The organism is Enterobacter sp. Tr-810 (genome assembly GCF_011752765.1).
GTDB lineage: Bacteria > Pseudomonadota > Gammaproteobacteria > Enterobacterales > Enterobacteriaceae > Enterobacter > Enterobacter soli.
The window spans coordinates 212,392-236,809 of the sequence record NZ_VWWW01000002.1 but is presented as its reverse complement, the minus strand read 5'-3'; the positions used below and the strand labels follow the sequence as shown (position 1 = coordinate 236,809).

The 24,418-nt window shown below is 53.5% G+C and carries 23 protein-coding genes; 14 read left to right on the top strand and 9 right to left on the bottom strand.

Annotation, left to right across the window (positions count from 1 at the left end; all coding sequences use genetic code 11):
* The first annotated feature begins 69 nt into the window (after positions 1-69).
* From F3J30_RS07665 to F3J30_RS07655, 3 genes are all read left to right on the top strand, one after another.
* The gene (locus F3J30_RS07665; protein ID WP_166716863.1) at positions 70-3,126 is read left to right on the top strand and encodes an FAD-binding and (Fe-S)-binding domain-containing protein; all 3,057 of its coding nucleotides are present in this window, start codon (positions 70-72) and stop codon (positions 3,124-3,126) included.
* Positions 3,123-3,533 carry a 1,4-dihydroxy-2-naphthoyl-CoA hydrolase gene (gene menI / locus F3J30_RS07660; protein WP_166716862.1) on the top strand — a complete coding sequence of 137 codons (411 nt, stop codon included), beginning with the start codon at positions 3,123-3,125 and terminating at the stop codon, positions 3,531-3,533. Before F3J30_RS07665 ends, menI begins: the two co-directional genes overlap by 4 nt.
* Positions 3,534-3,627: 94 nt before the next feature.
* A complete protein-coding gene (locus F3J30_RS07655; protein WP_014069924.1) occupies positions 3,628-3,822 on the top strand; it encodes a YdiH family protein in 195 nt (64 codons plus the stop codon).
* Positions 3,823-3,868: 46 nt separating this feature from the next.
* Here the strand turns inward: F3J30_RS07655 and F3J30_RS07650 are convergent, their stop codons facing one another.
* The 5 genes from F3J30_RS07650 to ycgZ all read right to left on the bottom strand — a co-directional run bounded on the left by F3J30_RS07650 (position 3,869) and on the right by ycgZ (position 7,896).
* The gene (locus F3J30_RS07650) at positions 3,869-4,498 is read right to left on the bottom strand and encodes a helix-turn-helix domain-containing protein (protein WP_166716861.1); all 630 of its coding nucleotides are present in this window, start codon (positions 4,496-4,498) and stop codon (positions 3,869-3,871) included.
* Between the two features lie 189 nt (positions 4,499-4,687).
* Positions 4,688-6,838 (bottom strand): formate dehydrogenase subunit alpha, encoded by a 2,151-nt coding sequence (gene fdhF / locus F3J30_RS07645; RefSeq protein WP_166716860.1) that lies wholly within the window; start codon positions 6,836-6,838, stop codon positions 4,688-4,690.
* Positions 6,839-7,023: 185 nt separating this feature from the next.
* Positions 7,024-7,302 carry a biofilm/acid-resistance regulator YmgB/AriR gene (locus F3J30_RS07640; RefSeq protein WP_166716859.1) on the bottom strand — a complete coding sequence of 93 codons (279 nt, stop codon included), beginning with the start codon at positions 7,300-7,302 and terminating at the stop codon, positions 7,024-7,026.
* A 29-nt stretch (positions 7,303-7,331) separates the two neighbouring features.
* The gene (locus F3J30_RS07635; protein WP_166716858.1) at positions 7,332-7,652 is read right to left on the bottom strand and encodes a hypothetical protein; all 321 of its coding nucleotides are present in this window, start codon (positions 7,650-7,652) and stop codon (positions 7,332-7,334) included.
* Between the two features lie 4 nt (positions 7,653-7,656).
* Entirely contained in the window at positions 7,657-7,896 is a 240-nt protein-coding gene (ycgZ, locus tag F3J30_RS07630; RefSeq protein WP_014069929.1) for a regulatory protein YcgZ, read from the bottom strand.
* A 338-nt stretch (positions 7,897-8,234) separates the two neighbouring features.
* Here ycgZ and F3J30_RS07625 point away from each other — a divergent pair, with 338 nt between their 5' ends.
* From F3J30_RS07625 to F3J30_RS07585, 9 genes are all read left to right on the top strand, one after another.
* Entirely contained in the window at positions 8,235-9,455 is a 1,221-nt protein-coding gene (locus F3J30_RS07625; RefSeq protein ID WP_014069930.1) for a diguanylate phosphodiesterase, read from the top strand.
* A 188-nt stretch (positions 9,456-9,643) separates the two neighbouring features.
* Entirely contained in the window at positions 9,644-10,372 is a 729-nt protein-coding gene (locus tag F3J30_RS07620; RefSeq protein WP_166716857.1) for a MerR family transcriptional regulator, read from the top strand.
* Positions 10,373-10,682: 310 nt separating this feature from the next.
* A complete protein-coding gene (gene sufA / locus F3J30_RS07615) occupies positions 10,683-11,051 on the top strand; it encodes a Fe-S cluster assembly scaffold SufA (protein ID WP_014069932.1) in 369 nt (122 codons plus the stop codon).
* A gap of 8 nt (positions 11,052-11,059) precedes the next feature.
* Positions 11,060-12,550 (top strand): Fe-S cluster assembly protein SufB, encoded by a 1,491-nt coding sequence (sufB, locus tag F3J30_RS07610; RefSeq protein ID WP_014069933.1) that lies wholly within the window; start codon positions 11,060-11,062, stop codon positions 12,548-12,550.
* A 9-nt stretch (positions 12,551-12,559) separates the two neighbouring features.
* Entirely contained in the window at positions 12,560-13,306 is a 747-nt protein-coding gene (gene sufC, locus F3J30_RS07605; RefSeq protein ID WP_014069934.1) for a Fe-S cluster assembly ATPase SufC, read from the top strand.
* Positions 13,281-14,552, top strand: coding sequence for a Fe-S cluster assembly protein SufD (sufD, locus tag F3J30_RS07600; RefSeq protein ID WP_166716856.1), 1,272 nt, complete (start codon positions 13,281-13,283; stop codon positions 14,550-14,552). The genes sufC and sufD overlap by 26 nt, the downstream gene beginning before the upstream one ends.
* On the top strand, positions 14,549-15,769 hold the full coding sequence (sufS, locus tag F3J30_RS07595) for a cysteine desulfurase SufS (RefSeq protein ID WP_166716855.1): 1,221 nt from the start codon (positions 14,549-14,551) through the stop codon (positions 15,767-15,769). Before sufD ends, sufS begins: the two co-directional genes overlap by 4 nt.
* Before the next feature lie 14 nt (positions 15,770-15,783).
* Positions 15,784-16,200: a cysteine desulfuration protein SufE gene (gene sufE / locus F3J30_RS07590; RefSeq protein ID WP_014069937.1), complete on the top strand. Its 417-nt coding sequence runs from the start codon at positions 15,784-15,786 to the stop codon at positions 16,198-16,200.
* 97 nt (positions 16,201-16,297) lie between these two features.
* Positions 16,298-17,311, top strand: a complete 1,014-nt coding sequence (locus F3J30_RS07585; RefSeq protein ID WP_166716854.1) for a L,D-transpeptidase family protein — start codon at positions 16,298-16,300, stop codon at positions 17,309-17,311.
* A 55-nt stretch (positions 17,312-17,366) separates the two neighbouring features.
* Here the strand turns inward: F3J30_RS07585 and lpp are convergent, their stop codons facing one another.
* From lpp to F3J30_RS07565, 4 genes are all read right to left on the bottom strand, one after another.
* Positions 17,367-17,603 (bottom strand): murein lipoprotein Lpp, encoded by a 237-nt coding sequence (gene lpp / locus F3J30_RS07580; RefSeq protein ID WP_001082307.1) that lies wholly within the window; start codon positions 17,601-17,603, stop codon positions 17,367-17,369.
* Between the two features lie 311 nt (positions 17,604-17,914).
* Positions 17,915-19,336 carry a pyruvate kinase PykF gene (gene pykF / locus F3J30_RS07575; protein ID WP_014069939.1) on the bottom strand — a complete coding sequence of 474 codons (1,422 nt, stop codon included), beginning with the start codon at positions 19,334-19,336 and terminating at the stop codon, positions 17,915-17,917.
* Positions 19,337-19,713: 377 nt separating this feature from the next.
* Positions 19,714-20,859, bottom strand: coding sequence for a PLP-dependent aspartate aminotransferase family protein (locus F3J30_RS07570; protein WP_166716853.1), 1,146 nt, complete (start codon positions 20,857-20,859; stop codon positions 19,714-19,716).
* Positions 20,860-20,873: 14 nt separating this feature from the next.
* Complete coding sequence (locus F3J30_RS07565; protein ID WP_166716852.1) at positions 20,874-22,241, bottom strand: cystathionine beta-synthase; 1,368 nt, start codon at positions 22,239-22,241, stop codon at positions 20,874-20,876.
* 400 nt (positions 22,242-22,641) lie between these two features.
* On the opposite strand from F3J30_RS07565, the gene F3J30_RS07560 reads away from it, so the two are divergent.
* Entirely contained in the window at positions 22,642-23,664 is a 1,023-nt protein-coding gene (locus tag F3J30_RS07560; RefSeq protein WP_166716851.1) for an ATP-binding cassette domain-containing protein, read from the top strand.
* Positions 23,657-24,325 carry a methionine ABC transporter permease gene (locus F3J30_RS07555; protein WP_014069944.1) on the top strand — a complete coding sequence of 223 codons (669 nt, stop codon included), beginning with the start codon at positions 23,657-23,659 and terminating at the stop codon, positions 24,323-24,325. The genes F3J30_RS07560 and F3J30_RS07555 overlap by 8 nt, the downstream gene beginning before the upstream one ends.
* Positions 24,326-24,418: the final 93 nt, after the last annotated feature.

The following is a 24,418-nucleotide window of genomic DNA, read 5'->3' as shown; positions in this document are numbered from 1 at the left end:
AAAAAAATGTGATAAAACTTTCACGACACAACGCAAACGATTTCACACCTCTAATTAGGGTCGACCGTAATGATCCCACAGATTTCTCAGGCACCTGGCGTCGTTCAGCTGGTGCTTAATTTTTTGCAGGCACTGGAGCAACAGGGTTTTACAGGTGATACCGCCACAAATTATGCCGACAGGCTAACGATGGCGACCGATAACAGTATCTACCAGCTTCTTCCCGATGCCGTCGTCTTTCCCCGCTCGACGGCAGATGTGGCATTAATTTCCCGTCTGGCGGCGCAGGAACGTTTTACGTCCCTGGTGTTCACCCCGCGTGGCGGCGGCACCGGCACAAACGGCCAGGCGCTTAATCAGGGCATCATCATTGATATGTCCCGCTATATGAACCGCATTATTGAAATCAACCCTGAAGAGGGCTGGGTGCGTGTTGAAGCGGGCGTTATCAAAGATCAGCTCAACCAGTATTTAAAGCCCTACGGCTACTTTTTCGCGCCAGAGCTTTCTACCAGTAACCGCGCGACCATTGGCGGGATGATCAACACCGATGCGTCCGGACAGGGGTCGCTGGTGTATGGCAAAACCTCCGATCATGTGCTGGGCGTCCGCGCTGTACTGCTGGGCGGCGACATCCTTGATACTCAGCCAATGCCCGTTGCGCTGGCTGAAACGCTGGGCAAAGATAACACCGCCAGCGGGCGAATCTATCGCACCGTACTGGAACGTTGTCGCGACAACCGCCAGCTGATCCTCGATAAATTCCCCAAACTGAACCGCTTCCTGACGGGCTACGATCTGCGTCATGTGTTTAACGATGACCTGACCCAGTTCGATCTGACCCGTATTTTGACCGGTTCGGAAGGCACCCTGGCATTTATTACCGAGGCGCGTCTGGATATCACCCGGCTGCCGAAGGTACGCCGCCTGGTCAATGTGAAATACAACTCTTTCGATTCTGCGCTGCGCAATGCGCCATTTATGGTTGACGCGCGGGCGCTGTCGGTTGAAACCGTCGACTCCAAAGTGCTTAACCTGGCGCGGGAAGATATTGTCTGGCACTCCGTGAGCGAACTGATCACCGATGTACCGGATAAAGAGATGCTTGGCCTGAACATCGTTGAATTTGCAGGCGATGACGCTGAGCTGATTGAAAGCCAGGTGTCGATGCTCTGCCAGCGTCTGGACGAGCTTATCGCCAGAGGTGAGGGCGGGGTTATTGGCTGGCAGCTGTGTAACGACCTTTCCGGTATTGAGCGTATCTATGCGATGCGTAAAAAAGCGGTGGGGCTGTTGGGCAATGCCAAAGGTGCAGCGAAACCCATTCCGTTTGCAGAAGACACCTGCGTACCGCCGGAGCATCTGGCTGACTATATTGTTGAGTTCCGTGCGTTGCTGGATAGCCACGGGCTGAGCTATGGCATGTTTGGCCACGTGGACGCCGGGGTACTGCACGTGCGCCCGGCTCTGGATATGTGCGACCCGCAGCAGGAGATCCTGATGAAACAGATCTCCGATGACGTCGTCGCGTTAACGGCAAAATATGGCGGTCTGCTGTGGGGCGAGCACGGAAAAGGCTTCCGCGCGGAATACAGCCCGGCGTTTTTCGGTGAGCAACTGTTCGGGGAGCTGCGTAAAGTCAAAGCGGCGTTTGACCCGGATAACCGTCTCAACCCGGGCAAGATTTGCCCGCCAGAAGGCGTGTATGCGCCAATGCTGCGCGTGGATGCGGTGAAACGCGGCACTTATGACCGGCAAATTCCTATCGCCGTTCGCTCATCCTGGCGTGGTGCCATGGAGTGTAACGGGAACGGTCTGTGCTTTAACTTCGACGCGAAAAGTCCAATGTGCCCGTCGATGAAAATCACCAGTAACCGTATTCATTCGCCAAAAGGGCGTGCAACCCTGGTGCGGGAATGGCTGCGTCTGCTGGCCGATCGCGGTGTTGATCCGCTGAAGCTGGAAAGCGAGTTGCCGGAAAAAGCGGCCAGCCTGCGCACGCTGATCGAACGCACGCGGAACAGCTGGCACGCCCGTAAAGGCGAATATGATTTCTCTCATGAAGTCAAAGAAGCCATGTCCGGTTGTCTGGCCTGTAAGGCCTGTTCGACCCAGTGCCCGATTAAAATCGACGTCCCGGAATTCCGTTCGCGTTTCCTGCAACTTTACCACACGCGCTATCTGCGCCCGGTTCGCGATCATCTGGTCGCCACGGTGGAAAGCTATGCGCCGCTGATGGCGCGAGCGCCTAAGACGTTCAACTTCTTTATTAATCAACCGCTGGTACGCAAGCTCTCAGAGAAACATATCGGCATGGTGGACCTGCCGTTGCTGTCGACGCCATCATTACAGCGTCAGCTGGTGGGACATCGTTCTGCAAACATGACCCTGGAGCAGCTTGAAGCGTTAAGCGCAGAGCAAAAAGCCAACGTAGTGCTGGTGGTGCAGGATCCGTTCACCAGCTACTACGATGCGCAGGTCGTGGCCGATTTTGTCCGTCTGGCTGAAAAAATCGGTTTTCAGCCGGTAGTGCTGCCGTTCTCGCCAAACGGCAAGGCGCAGCACATCAAAGGCTTCTTGAATCGCTTTGCGAAAACTGCGCAAAAAACGTCGGACTTCCTCAACCGTGTTGCTACGCTGGGGATCCCAATGGTCGGCGTCGACCCGGCGCTGGTGCTCTGCTACCGCGATGAGTACAAGCAGACGCTTGGCGAAAAACGTGGGGATTTCCACGTCATGCTGGTGCACGAATGGCTGCCTGCGGCGCTGCAAAAAACAGCGGCCAAAGAGGTCAGCGGTGAGTCCTGGTATCTGTTTGGGCACTGTACCGAGGTAACTGCATTGCCGGGGGCGCCTGGACAGTGGGCCTCTATTTTCGCCCGCTTCGGCGCGAAGCTTGAGAGCGTCAGCGTGGGGTGTTGCGGCATGGCGGGAACCTACGGGCATGAAGTCAAAAATCATGAGAACTCACTTGGGATCTACGAGTTGTCATGGCATCAGGCCATGCAGCGTTTACCGCGCAACCGCTGTCTGGCGACAGGTTACTCCTGCCGCAGCCAGGTGAAACGCGTTGAAGGTAACGGTGTACGCCATCCATTACAGGCTTTACTGGAGATTATGGGATGATCTGGAAACGAGCAGTGACGCTTCAGGCGCTCAATGCCATGGGAGAAGGGAATATGGTGGGTTTGCTGGATATTCAGTTTACCCATATTGGTGAGGATTCGCTGGAAGCGACCATGCCTGTCGATAGCCGCACGCATCAGCCTTTTGGCCTGCTGCACGGCGGTGCGTCGGTGGTACTGGCTGAAACGCTTGGCTCAGTCGCAGGCTATTTGTGTACCGAAGGGGAACACAAAGTGGTGGGACTGGAAGTGAACGCCAACCATATTCGCTCTGTACGCAGTGGTCGTGTGCGCGGTGTTTGCCGCGCATTGCACGCAGGCAGCCGTCATCAGGTGTGGCAGATTGATATCCTGGATGAACAGGACCGTCTGTGCTGTTCATCGCGTCTGACAACGGCGGTAGTGTAAAGCGTGTAAACATCCGTGATGTTTTGCCTTTGGTCAAAATATGTGCAGTGAAACGTGTTATACTGCTCAGGTTTTGTACATAAGCGAGGACATCATGGATACCGAATTGAACCCAACCCAACTGGCAGTTGAATATTTACGTCGCGATAAGAGCAACCTGTCTCCGGCACAGTACCTGAAAAAGCTGAAACAGCTTGAGCTGGAATTTGCTGACTTACTCGCGCTCTCTTCCAGCGAGCTGAAAGAAGAGATCTATTTTGCCTGGCGGTTGGGCGTTCATGTCCATTGATTGCTGATAAAAAGGCCGCGTTTGCGGCCTTTTTTGTGTTTGAAATTCAGTATCGGGCGGGGAGTTTGTTGATTTTAATGAGCCTGCCATCTTCCATTTCGATAAATCCGCCGGTTTTTAAATCTGCCAGAATGCGCATCACGCCGCTGCGCGAGAGCTGGGTTTTCTCCCTGATATACCGCTCCACTGTGATACTCCTGCGAAAATTCTCGTCTTCATTCATCAACAGCATAAGCTGCTGGCGAATCATCTCATATGCCGTTGGTACACCGCGGGGCATGATATTGTTATAGAGCCGGTTATACATAAACATCAGGTGTTTTGAGATAAGCCCCCACAGCGCTTCGTCTTTGATAATCTCGTTAAGTTGCTCAGTCGTCAGTGTGGCGATAAGGCAGGGGGTGATGGTTTTAAGATAGTCATCAAAGAAGATATCTGTGATATTGGCGACACCTAAAACGGCCGGGCCTTTCGCCGTAGAAAGCAGCCTATTGTCGCTTCTGCGATATATAGCGATTGTCCCTTCAATAACCAGATAACACATGCCCTGATGGTTTACCTGAAGGTCAAGTTGCTCACCACGGCCCGTTTTTCGCGTTACAGAGTAGGGCTGTAAATGGGCAATAAGCTCTTGCGCGTAGGGTGAACCTCGATGAGATGAGCCTGAAGCAGACATGGCGGATAACCTTTAAGAAAAGCCCATCTGATTATATTGCCAGTGCGGGAACCTGTGCCACAATTACGCCAGTATCAGGCTGGCAGAGACTGTGGCCTGCGCCAACCATTTTCGCGAATGTCTGGATGGCGGGGGAGGCAAGTTGATCATTGCGTGAGTGAGAGGCTCGCCAGGCGAGCCTCAGGGGCGTCATACATTTACTGCACTGATTAATCGCGTCTTCATGGACTGATACGCTGATGCGGCAAAATCTTCCGCCCAGCGTTGGTCTTCAATCGCCTCAATTTGTACTGCACAGTATTTTGTTTCCGGTGTTTTCGATATCGGGTCGAGATTATCCTGCGTCAACTCATTACAGGCACCAATCCACCACTGATACGTCATATAAACCGCACCGGCATTGATGCGCTCGCTGATGCTGGCGCGGGTGATCACTTTCCCCCTGCGCGATCGCACCCAGACCAGCTGCCCGTCGCGTATGTTCAGCGCGTCGGCATCTGCCGGATTTAACTGCACGCGGCCAGGTTCGTCGGCAAGGCTTTGCAGTGCTGCACAATTGCCGGTCATTGAGCGGCAGGAGTAGTGGCCAACTTCCCTTACCGTGCAGAGCACAAGGGGATACTCCGCATCAGGAATTTCAGCTGGGCGGCGCCATGCCGTAGCGAAAAGTTGCCCTTTGCCGGTTGGCGTGTCGAACTGATTGTCTTTATACAGGTGAGGGGTCCCCGGGTGTTCCAGTGTTGGGCATGGCCACTGGACATGACCCATCTCGCCCATTTTTTCATAGGTCACGCCAAAGAACAGTGGGCACAGCTCGCGCATCTCATCCCAGATCTGTTGGTTGGACGTATAGTGCATCGGATAGCCCATTTCGGTGGCAAGCAGGCTGATGATTTCCCAGTCGCGTTTCACGTTGCCGCTGGGCTCAATGGCTTTGCCGAACCGCTGGAAGCCCCGGTCAGCGCAGGTAAATACGCCGCCATGTTCACCCCAGGAGGTCGCAGGCAGCAACACATCTGCCACTTCGGCGGTTTTGGTCATGAAAATGTCCTGCACCACCACAAAATCAAGGGCCTCGAAACCCCGGCGTACCAGGCCAAGATCGGCCTCTGTCTGGAGCGGATCTTCCCCCATGATGTAGTAGGCCTTGATCTTACCTTCCAGCGCCAGGTGTGGGACTTCCGTGATGCGTGTCCCGACGCGGGCATCCATCTGGTTGAAATCGATGTGCCAGGCATCGGCAAATTTTTGCCGGACCGCTACATCGGTGACATCCTGATAACCGGGGAACATGTTAGGCAGCACCCCCATATCACAGGCACCCTGGACATTATTCTGTCCACGTACCGGGCCGACGCCGACAGCCGGGCGTCCCAGGTTACCGGTCAGTAGGGCGAGGCTGGAAAGCCCTTTAACCACATCAACAGCCTGCCCGAACTGGGTAACACCCATCCCCCACATGACGGTGGCCGACGGTGCTGCCGCGAAAGTGCGCATCGCCTGGCGAACGTCGCTGGCGGCAATGCCGGTAAGGTGTTCGACACTCTCTGGGGCGTAATCTTTTACCGCCTCGCGATAGGCATCCAGCCCTTCGGTAAAGCGCGCAACATAGCCTTTGTCGTATAGCTCTTCCTCCAGAAGTACGTAGCCGAAGGCATTCACCAGTGCCATATTACTGCCGTTTTTAAGCTGCAAATGCTGATCGGCAATGCGCGCGGTTTCGATGCGACGCGGATCGCAGACAATAATTTTCGCGCCATTTTCACGCGCTTTGAGCACGCGTCTTGCCACGATCGGATGCGAGTCAGCGCAGTTATAGCCAAAGACCAACAGGCATTTTGAGTTTTCAATGTCGTTGATGGAGTTGCTCATGGCACCATTGCCAAGTGTCTCCTGAAGGCCTGCTACGGAAGGGCCGTGGCAGACACGCGCGCAGCAATCCACATTGTTAGTGTTAAGCACCGCCCGGGCAAATTTTTGCATTACGTAGTTGGTTTCATTGCCTGTACCCCTGGAAGAGCCAGTGGTCATAATCGAACGGGGGCCGAACTGCGCCTTAATGCTTTTCAGTTTGTGGGCGGTATAGCGAATGGCTTCTTCCCAGGTAACGGGGGTGAATGCTTCACCTTTGTGATAGCGGATCATGGGTTGTGTTAAGCGGGGAGTCAGCAGGCGGGTATCGTTGAGAAAATCCCATCCGTAAAAGCCTTTCAGACACAGCGTGCCCTGGTTAGTGACGCCATTGGCGGCTTCGGCACGGATGATTCGGTTATTTTCGACGACAAGATTCAATTTGCAGCCTGCACCACAGTAAGGGCAGACGCTTGCGATTTTTTTCATCAATAACAGACCTGTTAAGAAATGAAGCAAAGTTGACTGGAAAACCCAGTCCCGTAGGCGAAGGTAAGCAGGAACCGTGCCAGGTTTGCTTTGCTGGTTTTACAGGGTGTTATGCTCATAGGTGCGTGTCATCGTCAGACCGTTCGTCAGTTTTGACGATGACACGTTAGGGGAGTGAAGGGGCCTTAGAGATCGTCCATCGTGTAACCCACCACGATTTCCAGGGTCTTACGGATCACATCTGCCTGAACCACGTCGTGGGTGGTTTCCAAAGTTTGAATGAGCCAGAGGATGATCGCTTTATTGGACAGGTGTCCCTCGGAGGCCAGAACACAGCGTACTGCAGTAGAAAAAACAGCGGACTCTTCAGCAAAACGATCGCCTGCGTGACGGAAATATTCCGACAGCGCACTGTCTATAAAAGCAGAATGGTATTCGGGTTGAAGCTGAATATTTTGTCTCATTTGTTCTCACCGTAGCTGTTAAATTGCAGTCAATGTATTTTTTTGGGGTCTGACGGTTTTCCATTTCCAAATAAAGGGATGACATTGTCTCTGTTGTTGTTAAGAGGTCCCTCTCTTTTCGTTCGTCCTTGCGCGGTTCTGCGACGTCTAAGGGCGATGCTGTTTGAGCCGATTTCGGTAATCACCATCGCAAGTGTCTCCCGCCGCTGGGGATCCTTTTCATGTTCCTTCATCACCCGCAGACGCTGTAGCAATCCTTCGGTTGTCACAGGTCCCCGCTCTTTCAGAAGAGAAAGAACGGCTTCACCGATAAGCGTGTCGATCAGTCGGTCTGCGTCACTGCTGTTCATAACTTTACCGTTCGAAGAGCAAACCAAGCAGCATGTGGTAATGTTCTTCCTCTTCCGGCCCGTCGGCTCGTTCGAGGCGGCTGAGCAGCTTGGTACAAAGCGATTTGCGATTAAGGTTTCGTCCGTCGCTGAGAATTTCAACCACTACCTGACCCAGCGTCTCCTGCTGGGTGGGAAGCGCAGCCTTTTCAAAGTACTGTGCAATCGCTGCTGCGGAATCTGTGCCGTAACCTTCCTGCTGCATGTCTCACTCCTGTAAAATCATGTCGTCAATAACGTTACATTTAAGGTATACACAATTTCAAAATCTGTACATGAAAAATGTACAAATTTTTGTGTTTTTTTTAATATTTTTAATAAAGTCTTTTGTTTTTAATTGGTTATATGTCTTTCGTGAAGCGCTAATGTTACAGGATATATTGTACAAAAAGAGCAGGCACTGGTAAGTTGTACAGCAGAGAAAACAGGTCTCATTAACTGCTGTAAATGGTTGAGATGTAAATTATTTGTTAAGCAATTAATGTGCTATAAATGAACATTACCCACGTCTTTTGTGGAAAAAACCCGAACCCCAGGAATAGCATGCTCACAACCATCATTTACCGCAGTCATATCTGCGAGGACGTTCCAGTGAAAGCGTTGGAAGCCATGGTCGCTGCTGCAAACAGTAAAAATCAGCAATCTAATGTCACGGGGATCCTGCTGTTTAACGGCACTCATTTTTTCCAACTGCTTGAAGGGCCAGTGGAGCACGTTTCGTCGATCTATGAGCAGATCTGTAACGACCCACGTCACCATAATGTGGTGGAGTTGATGCGCGATCACGGGCCTGTTCGGCGCTTTGGCAACGTGGGCATGGAGCTTTTCGATTTACGCCAGTTCGACAGGGATGAGGTGCTACAGCAGGTGCTCGACAAAGGAACGACTCGCTACCAGCTGACGTATAACGACCGCCCACTCCAGTTTTTCCGCACCTTTGTCGATGCCACGGAAAAAGAGAACTACTTTGAACTTCCGCCTGCGGATTCATGGGATTTTGTTCCCGAAGAAACGCGCTTATCCGCGCAGCCCGAGGTGATCGCCAAGGGAGCGGATTGCAGCTTTGCGTTCCAGCCGATAGTCGATCCGTTTATGCAGCAGGTCGTTTCCTGGGAGGCGCTTATCCGCACCCATGACGGCGGCTCGCCGGAGGCCTATTTTGCCAAACTCCCGCGTGACGAAGTGTATACGTCCGATCTGCAAAGCAAGCAGGTGGCGCTTTCAATGGCCAGCGCGCTGGGATTACAGGACCAAACATTATCCCTTAACTTGCTGCCCATGACGCTGGTTAACATTCCCAACGCCGTGGATTTTCTGCTCACAGCGATTGAAGCAAATGGGTTTGTGCCAGAGCAAATTGTGGTGGAGTTTACTGAAAGTGAAGCCATTTCCCGCTTTGATGAATTCTCGGATTCGGTCAGGCAGCTAAAAAGTGCAGGCATCAGTGTGACGATCGATCACTTTGGCGCCGGTTTCGCGGGGCTACAACTGCTGGCTCAGTTCCAGCCGGACAGAATTAAGATAAATCGCGATCTTGTCGCTAACGTGCACAAAAGTGGCCCCCGACAGGCTATCATTCAGGCGATTATCAAATGCTGTACCACGCTTGAGATCCAGTTCTGCGCGGTGGGTGTGGAGAAGGCGGAAGAGTGGATGTGGCTGGAGTCTGCGGGAATTTCCCAGTTCCAGGGGCATCTCTTTGCCAGCCCCCGGCATGGCGGTATTCCGGTTATTGCGTGGCCGGAGAAAAAATTCGAATTCTGATAAAGCTGTACACAAAGCGGCAGACTTAACTGTACGAATGGTAAATTTTATACAACAATATATTCACAGGCGAAGGGAAGAGTAGCCCATTCACCTGAGTAAAATGTGGTCTTAGTTATACAAATGGTTTGTACAATCTGATAAGGTTAGTGTAGTTAGGTATGGAAGTTCTGAGCGTGAGGGAGTTAATGGCCTATTACAGTATCGGCGAAGTGGCCGAACGATGCGGTATCAACCCCGTTACGCTGCGTGCCTGGCAGCGTCGTTATGGATTGTTGAAGCCGCAGCGCAGCGAAGGGGGACATCGTCAGTTTGACGATGAAGATATTCTGCGTATTGAAGAGATCAAACGCCTGATGAAAAGCGGCGTTTCGGTCGGAAAAGTTAAAGTCTTGCTGGAAAATAAGGAAGTGCTGACCCAGGGCAATTGGGTTTCGTTCCAGGAAGAGATGATGACCGTTCTGCGTTACGCTAGCCCGGCAAAGCTGCGCGCCAAAATAGGTGAATTCCGCCGCGATCACGCGATGGATGCGCTGATTGACAATATCATCTCCCCTGTCCGCCAGCGAATGAACCAGGATCAGAATACCGTGCGTCACATGGCGAGCCTGCTGGACGGCGTTTTGATCGAATTCGCGATTGCGAGTCTGGCGGAGTCCCGCAAGAAAGCCGGTAAAGACGCTCTTCTGATTGGCTGGGAGTGCGATGACCGGACCCATCTGTGGCTGGAAGCCGCGCGTTTATCGCAAAAGGGCTGGCATATTGACGTGCTGGCAGAGCCGATTGATTCACCGCGTCCTGAACTTTTCCCCGGGCAGAAAATCTTCGTCTGGACGGGCAAATCACCCACGTCTCGCCAGCAGGAACAACTGGATCACTGGCGTGAACAGGGGTTTGCGGTGTCATTTCATCACTGATCGTGAGAGGCCTTGAGGGCCTTTTTTGTTTTTGCCCCTTTCCTCAAAAGCTATCTTAAAAATAGGCATTTCCGATGCATATTTTACTTTTCTCTTTCCTGCCATAAATGCCGCGTATAAATGCATTATTAATCAATGCATTGAACAATTAAATCCATCCTGCCTGCATCCTCCCACAGGGTCTATGCTTAATAAAAGTAGCCAAAAAGGGCGATTTAGCTGAAAGCCCCTGCTGTCAGGGGGTTGAAGTGATAATCGTTATCACTAACATGGTGTTATGCCCTGGTGGCTCAATACATGAGGTGGACCTATGGAATTGCATTCAGAAACCTTCAATCCTGCCGACTTTGCCTGGCGTGGTTTAACGCTCACGCCAGCGGCTGCGGCACATATTCACGAGTTGGTGGCGAAAAAGCCTGAGCTCCTCGGCGTGCGCTTAGGAGTTAAGCAGACCGGTTGTGCGGGCTTCGGCTACGTGCTGGATACCGTCACGGAACCCGCAAAAGACGACCTGGTCTTTGAAACCGATGGCGCGAAACTGTACGTCGCGCTACAGGCCATGCCTTTTATCGACGGAACCGAAGTCGACTACGTTCGCGAAGGTTTAAACCAGCTCTTTAAATTTCATAACCCGAAAGCCCAGAACGAATGCGGCTGCGGCGAAAGCTTTGGGGTATAGGCGGTACTATGTCTCGTAATACTGAAGCAACTGATGATGTCAACACCTGGAGCGGCGGGCACCTCAACTATAAAGAGGGGTTCTTCACGCACCTGCAAACAGATGAACTGGCAAAAGGCATCAATGAAGATGTCATCCGCGCGATTTCGGCCAAGCGTAATGAGCCGGAGTGGATGCTTGAGTTCCGTCTGAATGCTTTTCGTGCCTGGCTTGAAATGGAAGAACCTCACTGGCTGAAAGCGCACTACGACAAGCTGAACTATCAGGATTACAGCTACTACTCTGCGCCATCCTGCGGCAGCTGTGATGATACCTGTGCCTCGCAGCCGGGGGCTGTACAGCAAACAGGTGCCGAGAACAGCTTCCTGAGCAAAGAAGTCGAAGAGGCGTTTAATCAGCTGGGCGTGCCGGTGCGGGAAGGTAAAGAGGTGGCGGTTGACGCTATTTTTGACTCCGTTTCTGTTGCCACCACCTACCGTGAAAAACTCGCCGGGCAGGGCATCATCTTCTGCTCGTTTGGCGAAGCTATTCACGAACACCCGGAGCTGGTGAAAAAGTACCTGGGGACCGTTGTGCCGGGTAACGATAACTTCTTTGCCGCGCTGAACGCTGCGGTGGCGTCCGATGGCACCTTTATCTACGTGCCAAAAGGGGTGCGCTGCCCGATGGAGCTGTCGACGTATTTCCGTATCAACGCAGAAAAAACCGGCCAGTTCGAACGCACGATCCTGATTGCCGATGAGGGAAGTTACGTCAGCTACATCGAAGGCTGTTCTGCCCCGGTTCGTGACAGCTATCAGCTGCACGCGGCGGTGGTGGAAGTCATCATCCACAAAGACGCCGAAGTGAAATACTCCACCGTGCAAAACTGGTTCCCGGGCGATGGCAACACTGGCGGCATCCTGAACTTCGTCACTAAACGCGCGCTGTGCGAAGGCGAAAACAGCAAAATGTCCTGGACCCAGTCGGAAACCGGATCTGCGATCACCTGGAAATACCCAAGCTGCATTCTGCGCGGGGATAACTCCATCGGAGAGTTTTATTCCGTGGCGCTCACCAGCGGACGCCAGCAGGCGGATACCGGCACCAAGATGATCCACATTGGTAAAAACACCAAATCGACCATCATCTCGAAAGGGATCTCCGCCGGGCACAGCCAGAACAGCTATCGCGGACTGGTGAAAATCATGCCTACGGCCACCAACGCCCGTAACTTTACCCAGTGTGACTCAATGCTGATTGGCCCTGATAGCGGCGCGCATACCTTCCCATACGTGGAATGTCGTAACAACAGCGCCCAGCTGGAGCATGAAGCGACCACGTCGCGTATTGGTGAAGACCAGCTCTTCTACTGCCTGCAACGCGGGATCAGTGAAGAAGATGCGATTTCAATGATTGTTAACGGCTTCTGTAAGGATGTGTTCTCTGAACTACCGCTGGAATTTGCCGTTGAAGCCCAAAAACTCCTCGCCATTAGTCTTGAACACAGCGTCGGTTAAGGAAAGCACATGTTAAGTATTAAAGATTTACAGGTAAGCGTGGAAGACAAAGAGATCCTGCGTGGCCTCAATTTTGACGTCAAACCAGGAGAAGTACACGCCATCATGGGGCCAAACGGCTCCGGGAAAAGTACACTTTCAGCGACGCTGGCAGGACGCGAAGATTACGAAGTGACCAACGGCACCGTCGAGTTTAACGGCAAAGATCTGCTCGAGATGTCACCGGAAGACCGCGCGGGAGAGGGCATCTTTATGGCCTTCCAGTATCCGGTAGAAATCCCCGGCGTCAGCAACCAGTTCTTCCTGCAAACGGCGCTCAATGCGGTGCGTAAATACCGTGGGCTGGAGGCGCTCGACCGTTTTGACTTCCAGGATCTGATGGAAGAGAAAATCAAACTGCTAAAAATGCCGGAAGACCTCCTGACCCGTTCCGTGAACGTCGGTTTCTCCGGTGGTGAGAAAAAGCGTAACGACATTCTGCAAATGGCGGTGCTGGAGCCTGAGCTGTGCATTCTCGATGAGACTGACTCCGGTCTGGATATCGATGCCCTGAAGATTGTGGCGGACGGCGTAAACTCCCTGCGCGACGGCAACCGGTCGTTCATTATCGTCACTCACTACCAGCGCATTCTGGATTACATTAAACCGGATTACGTCCATGTGCTCTGGCAAGGGCGCATTGTGAAATCCGGCGACTTTACGCTGGTCAAACAACTGGAGGAGCAGGGCTATGGCTGGCTTACCGAACAGCAGTAACGCACTCCAGCAGTGGCATCGCCTGTTTGAAGCGCAGGGCGACTTGCGCTCTGAACATGCCCAACAGCACTTGCAACAGATGCTGCGTCTGGGATTGCCGACGCGTAAGCATGAAAACTGGAAATACACTCCGCTCGACGGATTGCTGAACGGCCAGTTTGTGACCCGGCTGGCGGATGTCAGCAAGGCCCAGTGCGATCTGCTGGCGTTGAGCATGAAGGCGGTGCGTCTGGTGTTTGTCGACGGGCGTTTCCACCCGGAACTGAGTGACAATACTCAGGACAGCGGCTTTGAGGTCACCGTGAATGATGACCGCCAGCCGCTCACGGCACCGGTACAGCCTGAAGTGTTCCTGCACCTCACCGAAAGTCTGGCGCAGAGTGTCACACAGATCCGCGTGAAGCGTAACCAGCGTCCGGCGCAGCCGTTGCTGCTGATGCATATCACTCAGGGGCTGGCGGGCGAAGAGATCAACACCGCGCATTACCGCCACCATCTTGAGCTGGCCGAAGGGGCGGAGGCGACGATCGTTGAACACTACGTCAGCCTGAATGATGCTCCGCACTTTACCGGCGCGCGCCTGACCATGAACGTGGCAGCCAATGCGCAACTTCACCATATCAAGCTGGCGTTTGAAAACCCGGTCAGCCACCACTTTGCCCATAACGATATTCTGCTGGGAGCCGATGCGGCGGCATATAGCCACAGCTTCCTGTTGGGGGGCGCGGTGCTGCGTCACAACACCAGCACGCAGCTGAATGGCGAAAACACGACACTGCGCATTAACAGCCTGGCGATGCCGGTTAAATCGGAAGTGTGCGATACCCGTACCTGGCTTGAGCACAACAAAGGCTACTGCAACAGCCGCCAGCTGCATAAAACCATCGTCAGTGATAAAGGTCGCGCGGTGTTTAACGGCCTGATTAACGTGGCGCAACACGCCATTAAAACTGACGGGCAGATGACCAACAATAACCTGCTGCTGGGGCGCCTGGCGGAAGTGGATACCAAGCCGCAGCTTGAAATCTACGCCGACGACGTGAAGTGCAGCCACGGTGCCACGGTTGGCCGCATCGACGATGAACAGATGTTCTATCTGCGCTCGCGTGGGATCGACAAACTGGCGGCCCAGAAGATGATTATTTACGCGTTTGCGGCAGAACTGACGGAAGCGCTGCGTGATAACGCGTTAAAACAGCAGGTGCTGGAGCGTATTGGTCAGCGTCTGCCTGGAGGCGAAGCATGAGTTTTCCCGTAGAGAAAGTACGGGCAGATTTTCCGGTTCTGACCCGTGAAGTGAACGGTCTGCCGCTGGCTTATCTCGACAGTGCTGCCAGCGCTCAGAAACCGAATCAGGTGATTGACGCTGAAGCGGAGTTCTACCGCCACGGCTATGCCGCCGTGCATCGCGGTATTCATACCCTCAGCGCTGAGGCGACGCAAAGCATGGAAAACGTGCGCACTCAGGTGGCATCTTTCCTCAATGCGCTCTCGCCGGAAGAGCTGGTGTTTGTGCGCGGCACAACGGAAGGTATTAACCTGGTGGCGAACAGCTGGGGCAGCGCGCAGGTTCACGCCGGGGATAACATCATCATCACCCAGATGGAGCATCACGCGAATATCGTTCCCTGGCAGATGCTTTGCGAACGCACCGGCGCACAGCTGCGCGTGATCCCGCTGAACGAGGACGGTATCTTACAGCTGGCGGAGCTCGACGTATTGCTCGACGAACGAACCCGGCTGGTGGCGGTCACGCAAGTCTCTAATGTCCTGGGTACCGAAAACCCGGTGGCGGAGATCATCGAAAAAGCGCATCAGGTCGGCGCGAAAGTGCTGGTTGATGGCGCGCAGGCCGTGATGCACCACGCCATTGACGTGCAGGCGCTGGATTGCGATTTCTACGTGTTTTCCGGGCATAAGCTCTACGGCCCAACTGGCATCGGCGTGCTGTATGTCAAAGACGCGATTTTGCAGGCCATGCCACCCTGGGAAGGGGGCGGGTCAATGATTGCCACCGTCAGCCTGACGGAAGGCACCACCTACGCACGTGCGCCGTGGCGCTTTGAGGCTGGCACGCCGAATACGGGCGGGATCATCGGCCTGGGGGCGGCGATTGCGTATGTCTCTTCGATTGGTCTTGATGCCATTCAGGAGTACGAGCAGGTGCTGATGCACTACGCGTTGCAGGAGCTGGCCAGTGTACCGGATCTGGTCTTATACGGCCCGGCCAACAGAAAAGGGGTGATTGCCTTTAATCTGGGTAAACACCATGCCTATGACGTGGGCAGCTTCCTGGATAATTACGGCGTGGCCGTGCGTACCGGGCATCATTGCGCCATGCCGCTGATGGCATTTTACCAGGTGCCGGCGATGTGCCGGGCATCGCTGATGATGTATAACACAATGGAAGAGGTCGACAGACTGGTGGCGGGACTTAAACGCATCCACCAGCTGCTTGGATAACGGAGAGGCAAGAGATGGCCGATTTGCCGGACAGAGATAAACTGCTGCGTAACTTTGGGCGTTGCGCAAACTGGGAAGAGAAATATCTCTATATTATTGAGCTGGGGCAGCGCTTGCCGCCGCTCGGTGAAGAAGAGCATAACCCGCAGAACACGATTCAGGGCTGCCAGAGCCAGGTGTGGATCGTCATGCGCCAGAACGACGATGGCGTCATTGAATTACAGGGTGACAGCGATGCGGCCATTGTGAAGGGGCTTATCGCGGTGGTGTTTATTCTTTATCACCAGATGTCTGCGCAGGATATTGTCGCCTTTGACGTCCGCCCGTGGTTTGAAAAAATGGCGCTGGCCCAACACCTCACCCCGTCCCGCTCTCAGGGACTCGAAGCGATGATTCGCGCAATTCGCTCCAAAGCGTCAATCATTAGCTAGACTTAATAGACAGCATTCATTCTGTTTCGCGAGGTGGTTCCCGCCTCGCTGGTTTTTCAGCTTTCTGGCTTTCTGCCAGTGAATAAGGAATCTCAGCATGAAGCGCGCGTCTATTATTACTCTATTACTCCTCGGTTCGCTCGGTGCGCTTAATTCGGCCTGGGCGGTTGATTATCCGTTGCCGCCTGTCGGCAGCCGACTTATTGGTCAAAATCAAACCTACACCATTCAGGAAGGTGACAATAAACTTCAGGCCATTGCCCGACGATTTAATACTGCTGCACAGTTGATCCTTGAAACGAATAATACGATAGCCCCGGTTAACCCCGCGCCGGGAACCGTAATTACAATCCCATCCCAGATGCTCCTGCCGGATACGCCACGTGAAGGCATTGTCGTGAACCTGGCAGAGCTGCGACTGTACTACTTCCCGCCTGGCGAAAACATCGTTCAGGTATTCCCGCTGGGTATTGGGCAACTGGGTCTGGAAACCCCGGTTACCACCACGCGCGTGAGTCAGAAAATCCCAAATCCAACCTGGACGCCGACACCGGGCATCAGAGCGCGCTCACTGGCGCAGGGCATTAAACTGCCCCCGGTAGTCCCCGCCGGGCCTAATAACCCGTTAGGACGCTTTGCACTGCGTTTAGGCGTGGGTAATGGGGAATATCTCATTCACGGAACCAGTGCGCCTGACAGTGTAGGGTTGCGGGTCAGCTCCGGGTGTATGCGCATGAACGCGCCGGACATTAAGGCGCTATTTGAGCAGGCGCGCGTCGGCACGCGGGTGCAAATCATCAACGAGCCGGTGAAATACTCCGTTGAGCCCGATGGCAGACGCTACGTTGAGGTCCACCGTCCTCTGGCACAACAAGAAGGGGAGAATCCACAGACAACGCCAATTAACCACTCAACCGACTTTGCTACTTTTGTGACTCAGTCCGGGAGTGATAAAGAGCTCATCAGCAAGGCGTTAGCGCGCCGTGCGGGGATCCCGGTCGTGGTGTCAGCAGGCAATGGCCCGTCAGCGAATAATACGGTGTTATCGGTGCAGAACAGCCGGGTGTCAGCGGCGGTGTCAGAAGGCGAGGGTGAGAAGGTTACGCAGTAGAAGTGAAGGCAAAAAAAATGGCGCACAATGTGCGCCATTTTATTAACAGGTACTATTACTTACGGTATTTAGTAGCCTGGTTGTCCAGACGCTGGTTAGCGCGAGCTGCGTCGTCTTTAGCAGCCTGAACGTCGGAACGCATTGCGTTCACGTCGTTGCTCAGCTGGTCAACTTTAGCGTTCAGAGTCTGAACGTCAGAAGACAGCTGATCGATTTTAGCGTTGCTGGAGCAACCAGCCAGCAGAGTAGAACCCAGGATTACCGCGCCCAGTACCAGTTTAGTACGATTCATTATTAATACCCTCTAGATTGAGTTAATCTCCATGTAGCGTTACAAGTATTACACAAAGTTTTTTAGGTTGAGAATATTTTTTTGATGGGAATACGCCTATTTTTGATCGTTCGCTCAAAGAAGCAACGAATTCGGCATTTTTGTCGAAAAAGCTATGTTAAAAAAGGCATTTTTCATCGGATTCATCTTAGATAAATCGCTATTAAATAGAAAAACCCGATTTGCTTTTTGAATAAATCTGGCTAATGCCAGGAATAAAAAAAGCGCCCCGAAGGGCGCTTTTATCAAAAAATTAATTCGTTCGAGAATTATTACAGCACGTGAACAGATGCAGTGTTGGTTGTACCTGCTGGTACCAGAGCACCAGAAACCATCACCACAACGTCGCCTTTCTGTGCCAGGCCGCGTTCAACGAGTTGCAGAGCGACTTCTTTACCCAGACGGTAGAAATCGTCTGTAGACGCGATCTCTTTCACCAGGTGAGGAACAACACCTTTGCTCAGAACCAGCTGACGGGCAGTGGTTTCGTTGGTGGTCAGCGCCAGAATGGTGGCATCCGGGAAGTATTTACGGATAGCACGTGCAGATTTACCGCCCTGGGTCGCAACCACGATCAGTGGTGCTTCCAGTTTCTCAGCAGTTTCTACTGCACCGCGGCACACAGCTTCAGTGATGCGCAGTTTACGGCTGTCGTTGTTGTAGTCCAGACGGCTGGTCATCACGCGGTCGGTACGTTCACAGATGGTTGCCATGATGCTTACGGCTTCCAGCGGGTATTTACCTTTAGCGGATTCGCCAGACAGCATAACTGCGTCAGTACCGTCGAGGATGGCGTTCGCCACGTCGCCTGCTTCAGCGCGGGTTGGGCGTGGGTTTTTGATCATGGAGTCCAGCATCTGCGTTGCGGTGATAACCACTTTACGCGCGCGAACACACTTCTCGATCATCATCTTCTGCGCGAAGATAACTTCTTCAACCGGGATTTCAACACCCAGGTCACCACGAGCAACCATGATACCGTCAGACGCTTCGAGGATTTCGTCGAAGTTGTTCAGGCCTTCCTGGTTTTCGATTTTGGAGATGATCTGGATCTTCTCGCCGCCGTGCGCTTTCAGGTGCTCACGGATTTCAACCACGTCGGAACGTTTACGGATAAAGGACGCTGCAACGAAATCAACGCCTTGCTCGCAACCGAAGATCAGGTCTTGCTTGTCTTTTTCAGCCAGTGCTGGCAGTGCGATGGAAACGCCCGGCAGGTTAACGCCTTTGTTTTCACCCAGGTCGCCGTTGTTCAGCACTTTACAGATAACGTTGTTACCTTCGATAGCGGTAACTTCCATACCGATCAGACCATCGTCCACCAGAACGGTGTTACCGACGGACAGATCGCTGGTGAAGCCTTCATAGGTCACAGCAACGATTTCGTTGTTGCCGACAACAGACTTGTCAGTGGTGAAGGTGAAGGTCTGGCCAGCTTTCAGAGAAACGTCGTTACCGCCTTCCAGTTTGATGGTACGGATTTCAGGACCTTTGGTATCGAGCAGGATTGCTGCTTTTTTACCGGTCTTGCTCATCACGTTGCGCAAGTTCTGGATACGCTGACCGTGTTCAGCATAGTCACCGTGGGAGAAGTTCAGACGCATAACGTTCATGCCGGCGTCCAGCATTTTGGTCAGCATCTCTTCAGATTCGGTTTTCGGGCCGATGGTGCAAACAATTTTCGTCTTTTTCATGACAGTCTTAGTCTTTAAGTTGGGAAGGATATGGAAATCTCGCTCCGGGGGCGCACCGCCGCGGAGTCAAACCTGTGTTGCAAAAGAGTATATGACACGCACTAAGGATAGGAGACATCAAATGAGCGTGCAGAAGAAAGTGTGCCTGAGTGTCAGCCCAACGGAGGAGAGGAAAAGTTGTACGTTGTTTTTTGTATTCCAAGCGCTGAAACCATTCACCAGGGATTAGGCGCGCATTATACGCTGATTTTCAGACAAAAGGAAAATGAAAACAGCGTTTCAAAAATAATCTGTGCAGATTCACATAAGGTTGTTATCAACGCGTTAAGGCATAATGACAACTTATGGCGGCAGGCTCGTCACCTGCCGCATTTAGCTCAAATTTTTAGCGCCTGAGCCAGGTCGGCAATTAAATCCTGCACATCTTCAATACCCACCGAAAGACGGATCAGTTGCGGCACAATACCGTTTGCCCGTCGTTGCTCGGGCGGAATCGAGGCATGGGTCATGCTGTAAGGCTGGCTGACCAGACTTTCAACGCCGCCCAGGCTTTCCGCCAGGGTAAACAGTTTCAGCTTACGGATAATCGCCGTCGCTCGTTGCGCATCGCCTTTTACCACCACCGAAATCATGCCGCCGGGCAGCGCCATCTGCCTGCGCGCGAGTTGATACTGCGGATGGGACTCAAGCCAGGGGAACCACACTTTTTCCACCTGCGTGTGCTGCTCCAGCCATTGCGCAATCGCCAGGGCGTTGGCACTGTGCTTCTCCACGCGCAATGAAAGGGTGCGTATTCCTCGCAGCGTGAGGAAACTGCTGAACGGATCGAGCACGCCGCCCACCGCATTTTGCAGGTAACCCAGTTTATCGGCCAGTTCTGGGTTATCGCCCACAACCGCCACCCCGGCAACCACATCGGAATGGCCGTTCAGGTATTTGGTTGCGGAGTGCACCACGATATCAAACCCCGACTCCAGCGGGCGGTGAATAACCGGCGAAGCAAACGTGTTGTCGGCGACACTGATGAGGCGATGGCGGCGGGCGATATCCGCAATCGCGGCCAGGTCGGCGAGCTTGAGCAGGGGATTCGTCGGCGTTTCGACCCACACCATACGCGTGTCGGGGTGGATAGCGGCTTCCAGTGCTTCCACGTTGCCCGGCTTAACCCAGCTGACCTGCAACCCGGTGCTGCGCTTGCGCACATTTTCAAACAGGCGGTACGTCCCGCCGTAGACATCATCAATGGCAACGATGTGGCTGTCTTTATCCAGCAGCTCCAGCACCGTGGCAATCGCCGCCAGCCCGGAGGCGAAGGCATAACCGCGGGTGCCGCTTTCTAGTGCGGCAATGGCGGTTTCAAGGGCGTGGCGGGTTGGATTCCCGCTGCGGGAATATTCGTAGCCCGTATGTTCACCCGGTGAGGGTTGCGCAAACGTCGATGTGGCGTAAATCGGGGGCATCACCGCGCCGTGTTGGTCGTTAAATTCACCGCTGTGTACGCTGAGGGTCGCTAAATTCTTCATTGTCTCTTCCTTTATTATTGCAGGCGGTTGCGCCAGGCGGTAAGAACGTCGCTGCGCGTAATCAGACCCAGAAAACGATCGTTATCATTAATGACGGCTACCAGGCCGCGGTCGAAAATCGCGTTCAGCGCACTTTCCGGGGCGCGTTTATCCAGAAACTCCACCTGGCGCGTCATGGCACCGGTGACGGGAAGGGCGAAACGGTTACCGTCACCGCCGATGTGGCGAAGCAGATCCCACTCATCGATGATGCCGACGACCTTGCCATCATCCAGAACCGGGAGTTGAGAGATGTCGTACAGACGCATCCGTGCCAACACGGTGGAAAGCGTGTCATCCGGCGCGGCGGTTACCGTGGCGCCTTCATCATGGCGCAGGGCGATGTAGTCAGAGAGATCCCCTGCCTGTGGTCGAGAGATAAGCCCCTGCTGGCGCAACCAGTCGTCGTTGAACATTTTCGACAGATACTTATTTCCGCTGTCGCAGGCGAACGTCACCACGCGTTTGGGTGTTGTCTGCGCCTGGCAATATTTCAGTGCCGCCGCCAGCAGCGTGCCGCTGGAAGAGCCTGCCAGAATGCCTTCTGTTTTCAGCAGCTCGCGGGCGGTAGTGAACGCTTCGCGGTCAGTGATACGCCAGGCGCGGTTGACGCCTTCGATATGGGCCAGAGGGGGAATAAAGTCTTCGCCAATTCCCTCGACCAGCCATGAGCCCGCATGATGGTATTGCCCGGTTTCGACCTGATCGGCCAGAACAGAGCCAGCAGGATCGGCGAGCACAAACTCCGTGTGGGGAGAATGTTCAGCAAACCACGCCTGAAGGCCGCCAAGCGTACCGCCGGAGCCCACGCCAACCACAATGGCGTCGATATCGCCATCAAGTTGTTCATACAACTCCGGTGCCGTGGTTGTGCGGTGGGCCAGCGGGTTGGCGTCATTATTAAACTGATCGATATAAAACGCGCCGGGTAGCTCATTCGCCAGGCGCTGCGCGTAATCCTGATAATAGGCCGGATGGCCTTTATTAACGTCTGAACGCGTCAGCACCACCTGCGCGCCCAACGCGCGCAGGTGGAAAATTTTCTCACGGCTCATTTTGTCGGGGACGACCAGGATCAGTGAGTAGCCTTTTTGCGCGGCGATTAACGCCAGGCCAAGCCCGGTATTGCCTGCGGTGGCCTCAATAATCGTCCCGCCGGGCCGTAGCTGGCCGTTGCGCTCGGCTTCGTTAATCATCGACAACGCAACACGATCTTTGATAGAGCCGCCCGGGTTCTGGTTTTCCAGCTTCAGAAACAAGGCGCAAGAACCGGTATTGAGCTTATGCAGCTGAATAAGCGGAGTACGGCCAATCAGTTCGGTGACGGAGTGATAAATCGTCATGGTTTTTTCCTGTATGAAGGTCATGACGGGATGATAGTGCGGCGAAAATTTAGCGATAAAGAACGTTTAACTGCTTTTTAGAACGGAAAGTAATATTAATGACTATTTCAGAAGCCCAGGCAGCAAGACGTAAAGTGGTCTGGAAGTGGGGATGGCTATATCGGTATAAAATGCTGTAAAAATGAGCGAATTGCCCCCCTCAGGGCCGCGATATATGCGTCTGGCAGATAATCATTACTGAAATTGAGCTATTTGCTTCCCGCCCAGTAAATCCGCCTTTTATTTCTTTTGGTTATAACAAATTCCTTTTTGGTCATTTAAAAGCGGATAATCGCTGATTACTATCTTTTGGACATCCATACTGCTAAACCGCTATATGCGTAACGGATAACGAAGAAGAATGATAGTTCTCAGGAATATTTCGAAGATTTTTGACAACGGGAAGGTGGCGCTCACTGCCGTTGATAACGTCAATTTGACGGTTGAACAGGGACAGATTTACGGAATCATTGGCTACAGCGGCGCAGGTAAAAGCACCCTGATCCGCCTGCTGAACGGCCTGGAAAAACCCAGCACCGGCAGCGTGACCATTAACGGGCAGGATATCTCTGCCGCCAAAGGTGAGGCGCTGCGCCAGGCTCGCCTGAAAATCAGCATGGTTTTCCAGCACTTCAACCTGCTGTGGTCGCGCACGGTGAACGACAACATCGCCTTCTCAATGCAAATTGCAGGCGTGCCGAAAGCCCGCATTAAAGCGCGTGTGGCCGAACTGGTGGAGCTGGTTGGGCTGAAAGGCCGCGAGAATGCCTATCCGTCCCAGCTGAGTGGTGGGCAGAAGCAGCGTGTGGGCATTGCACGTGCGCTGGCAAACAACCCTGACGTACTGCTGTGCGACGAGGCAACCTCTGCGCTCGACCCGCAGACAACCGATCAGATCCTCGATCTGCTGCTGGACATTAACCGTCGATTCAATCTGACCATCGTGTTGATCACCCACGAAATGCACGTGGTGCGCAAAATTTGTGACCGTGTGGCGGTGATGGAAAACGGCAAAGTGGTGGAAGAAGGGGACGTGCTGAGCGTCTTCACCCATCCACAACAACCGATCACCCAACAGTTTGTGCGTCAGGTGAGCCAGTATGCGGAAGAAGAGACATTTAATACGGAGCTTGCAAGTGAACTGGAAGGGACGGTGATCAGGCTGACGTTCACCGGGCACAGCACGCACAAGCCGGTGGTTGGCGAACTGACGTTACGCTACGGCCTGCCGTTTAACATTCTGCACGGGAAAATGACGCAAACCGCCCACGGTGTGTTTGGCCAGTTATGGGTTCACGTGGTGGCATCTGACGAACAACTGAACAATATCCTCGCCGACCTGAAGCAAAGCGATATTGAGGGCGAGGTAATTAAACATGGCTGAAAATCTGTTTCCCCATCTGAAATGGGACCAGCTCTGGGCGGCAACACAGGAAACGCTGTACATGACCGCGCTCTCGGGCGTTGCGACCTTTGTGCTGGGCATTGTGCTGGGTCTGGCATTGTTCCTGACCGCACGCGGCGGTCTGTTCCAGAACCGGACGGTCTACAGCGTGATTTCTATTGTGGTGAACGTGTTCCGCTCAATCCCGTTCATCATCCTGATTGTTTTGTTGATCCCGTTCACCAAGACCATCGTCGGCACCATTCTTGGCGCGAATGCGGCGCTTCCAGCCCTGATTGTGGGGGCGGCACCGTTTTATGCGCGTCTGGTAGAGATTGCCCTGCGTGAAGTGGACAAAGGGGTCATTGAAGCCACGCGCTCGATGGGCGCACGGCTGAGTACGTTAGTTTTTCGGGTTTTACTGCCGGAATCATCACCTGCACTGGTATCAGGTATTACGGTGACGCTGATTGCGCTGGTGAGTTACAGCGCAATGGCGGGGGTGATTGGCGCCGGTGGTTTGGGAAATCTGGCTTATCTGGAAGGATTCCAGCGCAACCACGGTGACGTCACGCTGGTGGCAACGGTGACCATTTTGATCATCGTTTTCATTATCCAGTTCTGCGGCGACATCCTTACATCACTGTTAGATAAACGCTAATACCCGTCATATTTCGAGCCTCAGGCGCGTTGGCTGCATTCGTTCACCCCAGTCACTTACTCTGGTAAGCTCCTGGGGATTCGCTCACTTGCC

What these genes read in the sequence shown, in the direction of transcription:
- F3J30_RS07665 (WP_166716863.1), top strand. Translation starts at nt 70, where the DNA reads ATGATCCCACAGATTTCTCAGGCACCTGGCGTCGTTCAGCTGGTGCTT.
- menI (WP_166716862.1), top strand. Translation starts at nt 3,123, where the DNA reads ATGATCTGGAAACGAGCAGTGACGCTTCAGGCGCTCAATGCCATGGGA.
- F3J30_RS07655 (WP_014069924.1), top strand. Translation starts at nt 3,628, where the DNA reads ATGGATACCGAATTGAACCCAACCCAACTGGCAGTTGAATATTTACGT.
- F3J30_RS07650 (WP_166716861.1), bottom strand. Translation starts at nt 4,498, where the DNA reads ATGTCTGCTTCAGGCTCATCTCATCGAGGTTCACCCTACGCGCAAGAG.
- fdhF (WP_166716860.1), bottom strand. Translation starts at nt 6,838, where the DNA reads ATGAAAAAAATCGCAAGCGTCTGCCCTTACTGTGGTGCAGGCTGCAAA.
- F3J30_RS07640 (WP_166716859.1), bottom strand. Translation starts at nt 7,302, where the DNA reads ATGAGACAAAATATTCAGCTTCAACCCGAATACCATTCTGCTTTTATA.
- F3J30_RS07635 (WP_166716858.1), bottom strand. Translation starts at nt 7,652, where the DNA reads ATGAACAGCAGTGACGCAGACCGACTGATCGACACGCTTATCGGTGAA.
- ycgZ (WP_014069929.1), bottom strand. Translation starts at nt 7,896, where the DNA reads ATGCAGCAGGAAGGTTACGGCACAGATTCCGCAGCAGCGATTGCACAG.
- F3J30_RS07625 (WP_014069930.1), top strand. Translation starts at nt 8,235, where the DNA reads ATGCTCACAACCATCATTTACCGCAGTCATATCTGCGAGGACGTTCCA.
- F3J30_RS07620 (WP_166716857.1), top strand. Translation starts at nt 9,644, where the DNA reads ATGGCCTATTACAGTATCGGCGAAGTGGCCGAACGATGCGGTATCAAC.
- sufA (WP_014069932.1), top strand. Translation starts at nt 10,683, where the DNA reads ATGGAATTGCATTCAGAAACCTTCAATCCTGCCGACTTTGCCTGGCGT.
- sufB (WP_014069933.1), top strand. Translation starts at nt 11,060, where the DNA reads ATGTCTCGTAATACTGAAGCAACTGATGATGTCAACACCTGGAGCGGC.
- sufC (WP_014069934.1), top strand. Translation starts at nt 12,560, where the DNA reads ATGTTAAGTATTAAAGATTTACAGGTAAGCGTGGAAGACAAAGAGATC.
- sufD (WP_166716856.1), top strand. Translation starts at nt 13,281, where the DNA reads ATGGCTGGCTTACCGAACAGCAGTAACGCACTCCAGCAGTGGCATCGC.
- sufS (WP_166716855.1), top strand. Translation starts at nt 14,549, where the DNA reads ATGAGTTTTCCCGTAGAGAAAGTACGGGCAGATTTTCCGGTTCTGACC.
- sufE (WP_014069937.1), top strand. Translation starts at nt 15,784, where the DNA reads ATGGCCGATTTGCCGGACAGAGATAAACTGCTGCGTAACTTTGGGCGT.
- F3J30_RS07585 (WP_166716854.1), top strand. Translation starts at nt 16,298, where the DNA reads ATGAAGCGCGCGTCTATTATTACTCTATTACTCCTCGGTTCGCTCGGT.
- lpp (WP_001082307.1), bottom strand. Translation starts at nt 17,603, where the DNA reads ATGAATCGTACTAAACTGGTACTGGGCGCGGTAATCCTGGGTTCTACT.
- pykF (WP_014069939.1), bottom strand. Translation starts at nt 19,336, where the DNA reads ATGAAAAAGACGAAAATTGTTTGCACCATCGGCCCGAAAACCGAATCT.
- F3J30_RS07570 (WP_166716853.1), bottom strand. Translation starts at nt 20,859, where the DNA reads ATGAAGAATTTAGCGACCCTCAGCGTACACAGCGGTGAATTTAACGAC.
- F3J30_RS07565 (WP_166716852.1), bottom strand. Translation starts at nt 22,241, where the DNA reads ATGACGATTTATCACTCCGTCACCGAACTGATTGGCCGTACTCCGCTT.
- F3J30_RS07560 (WP_166716851.1), top strand. Translation starts at nt 22,642, where the DNA reads ATGATAGTTCTCAGGAATATTTCGAAGATTTTTGACAACGGGAAGGTG.
- F3J30_RS07555 (WP_014069944.1), top strand. Translation starts at nt 23,657, where the DNA reads ATGGCTGAAAATCTGTTTCCCCATCTGAAATGGGACCAGCTCTGGGCG.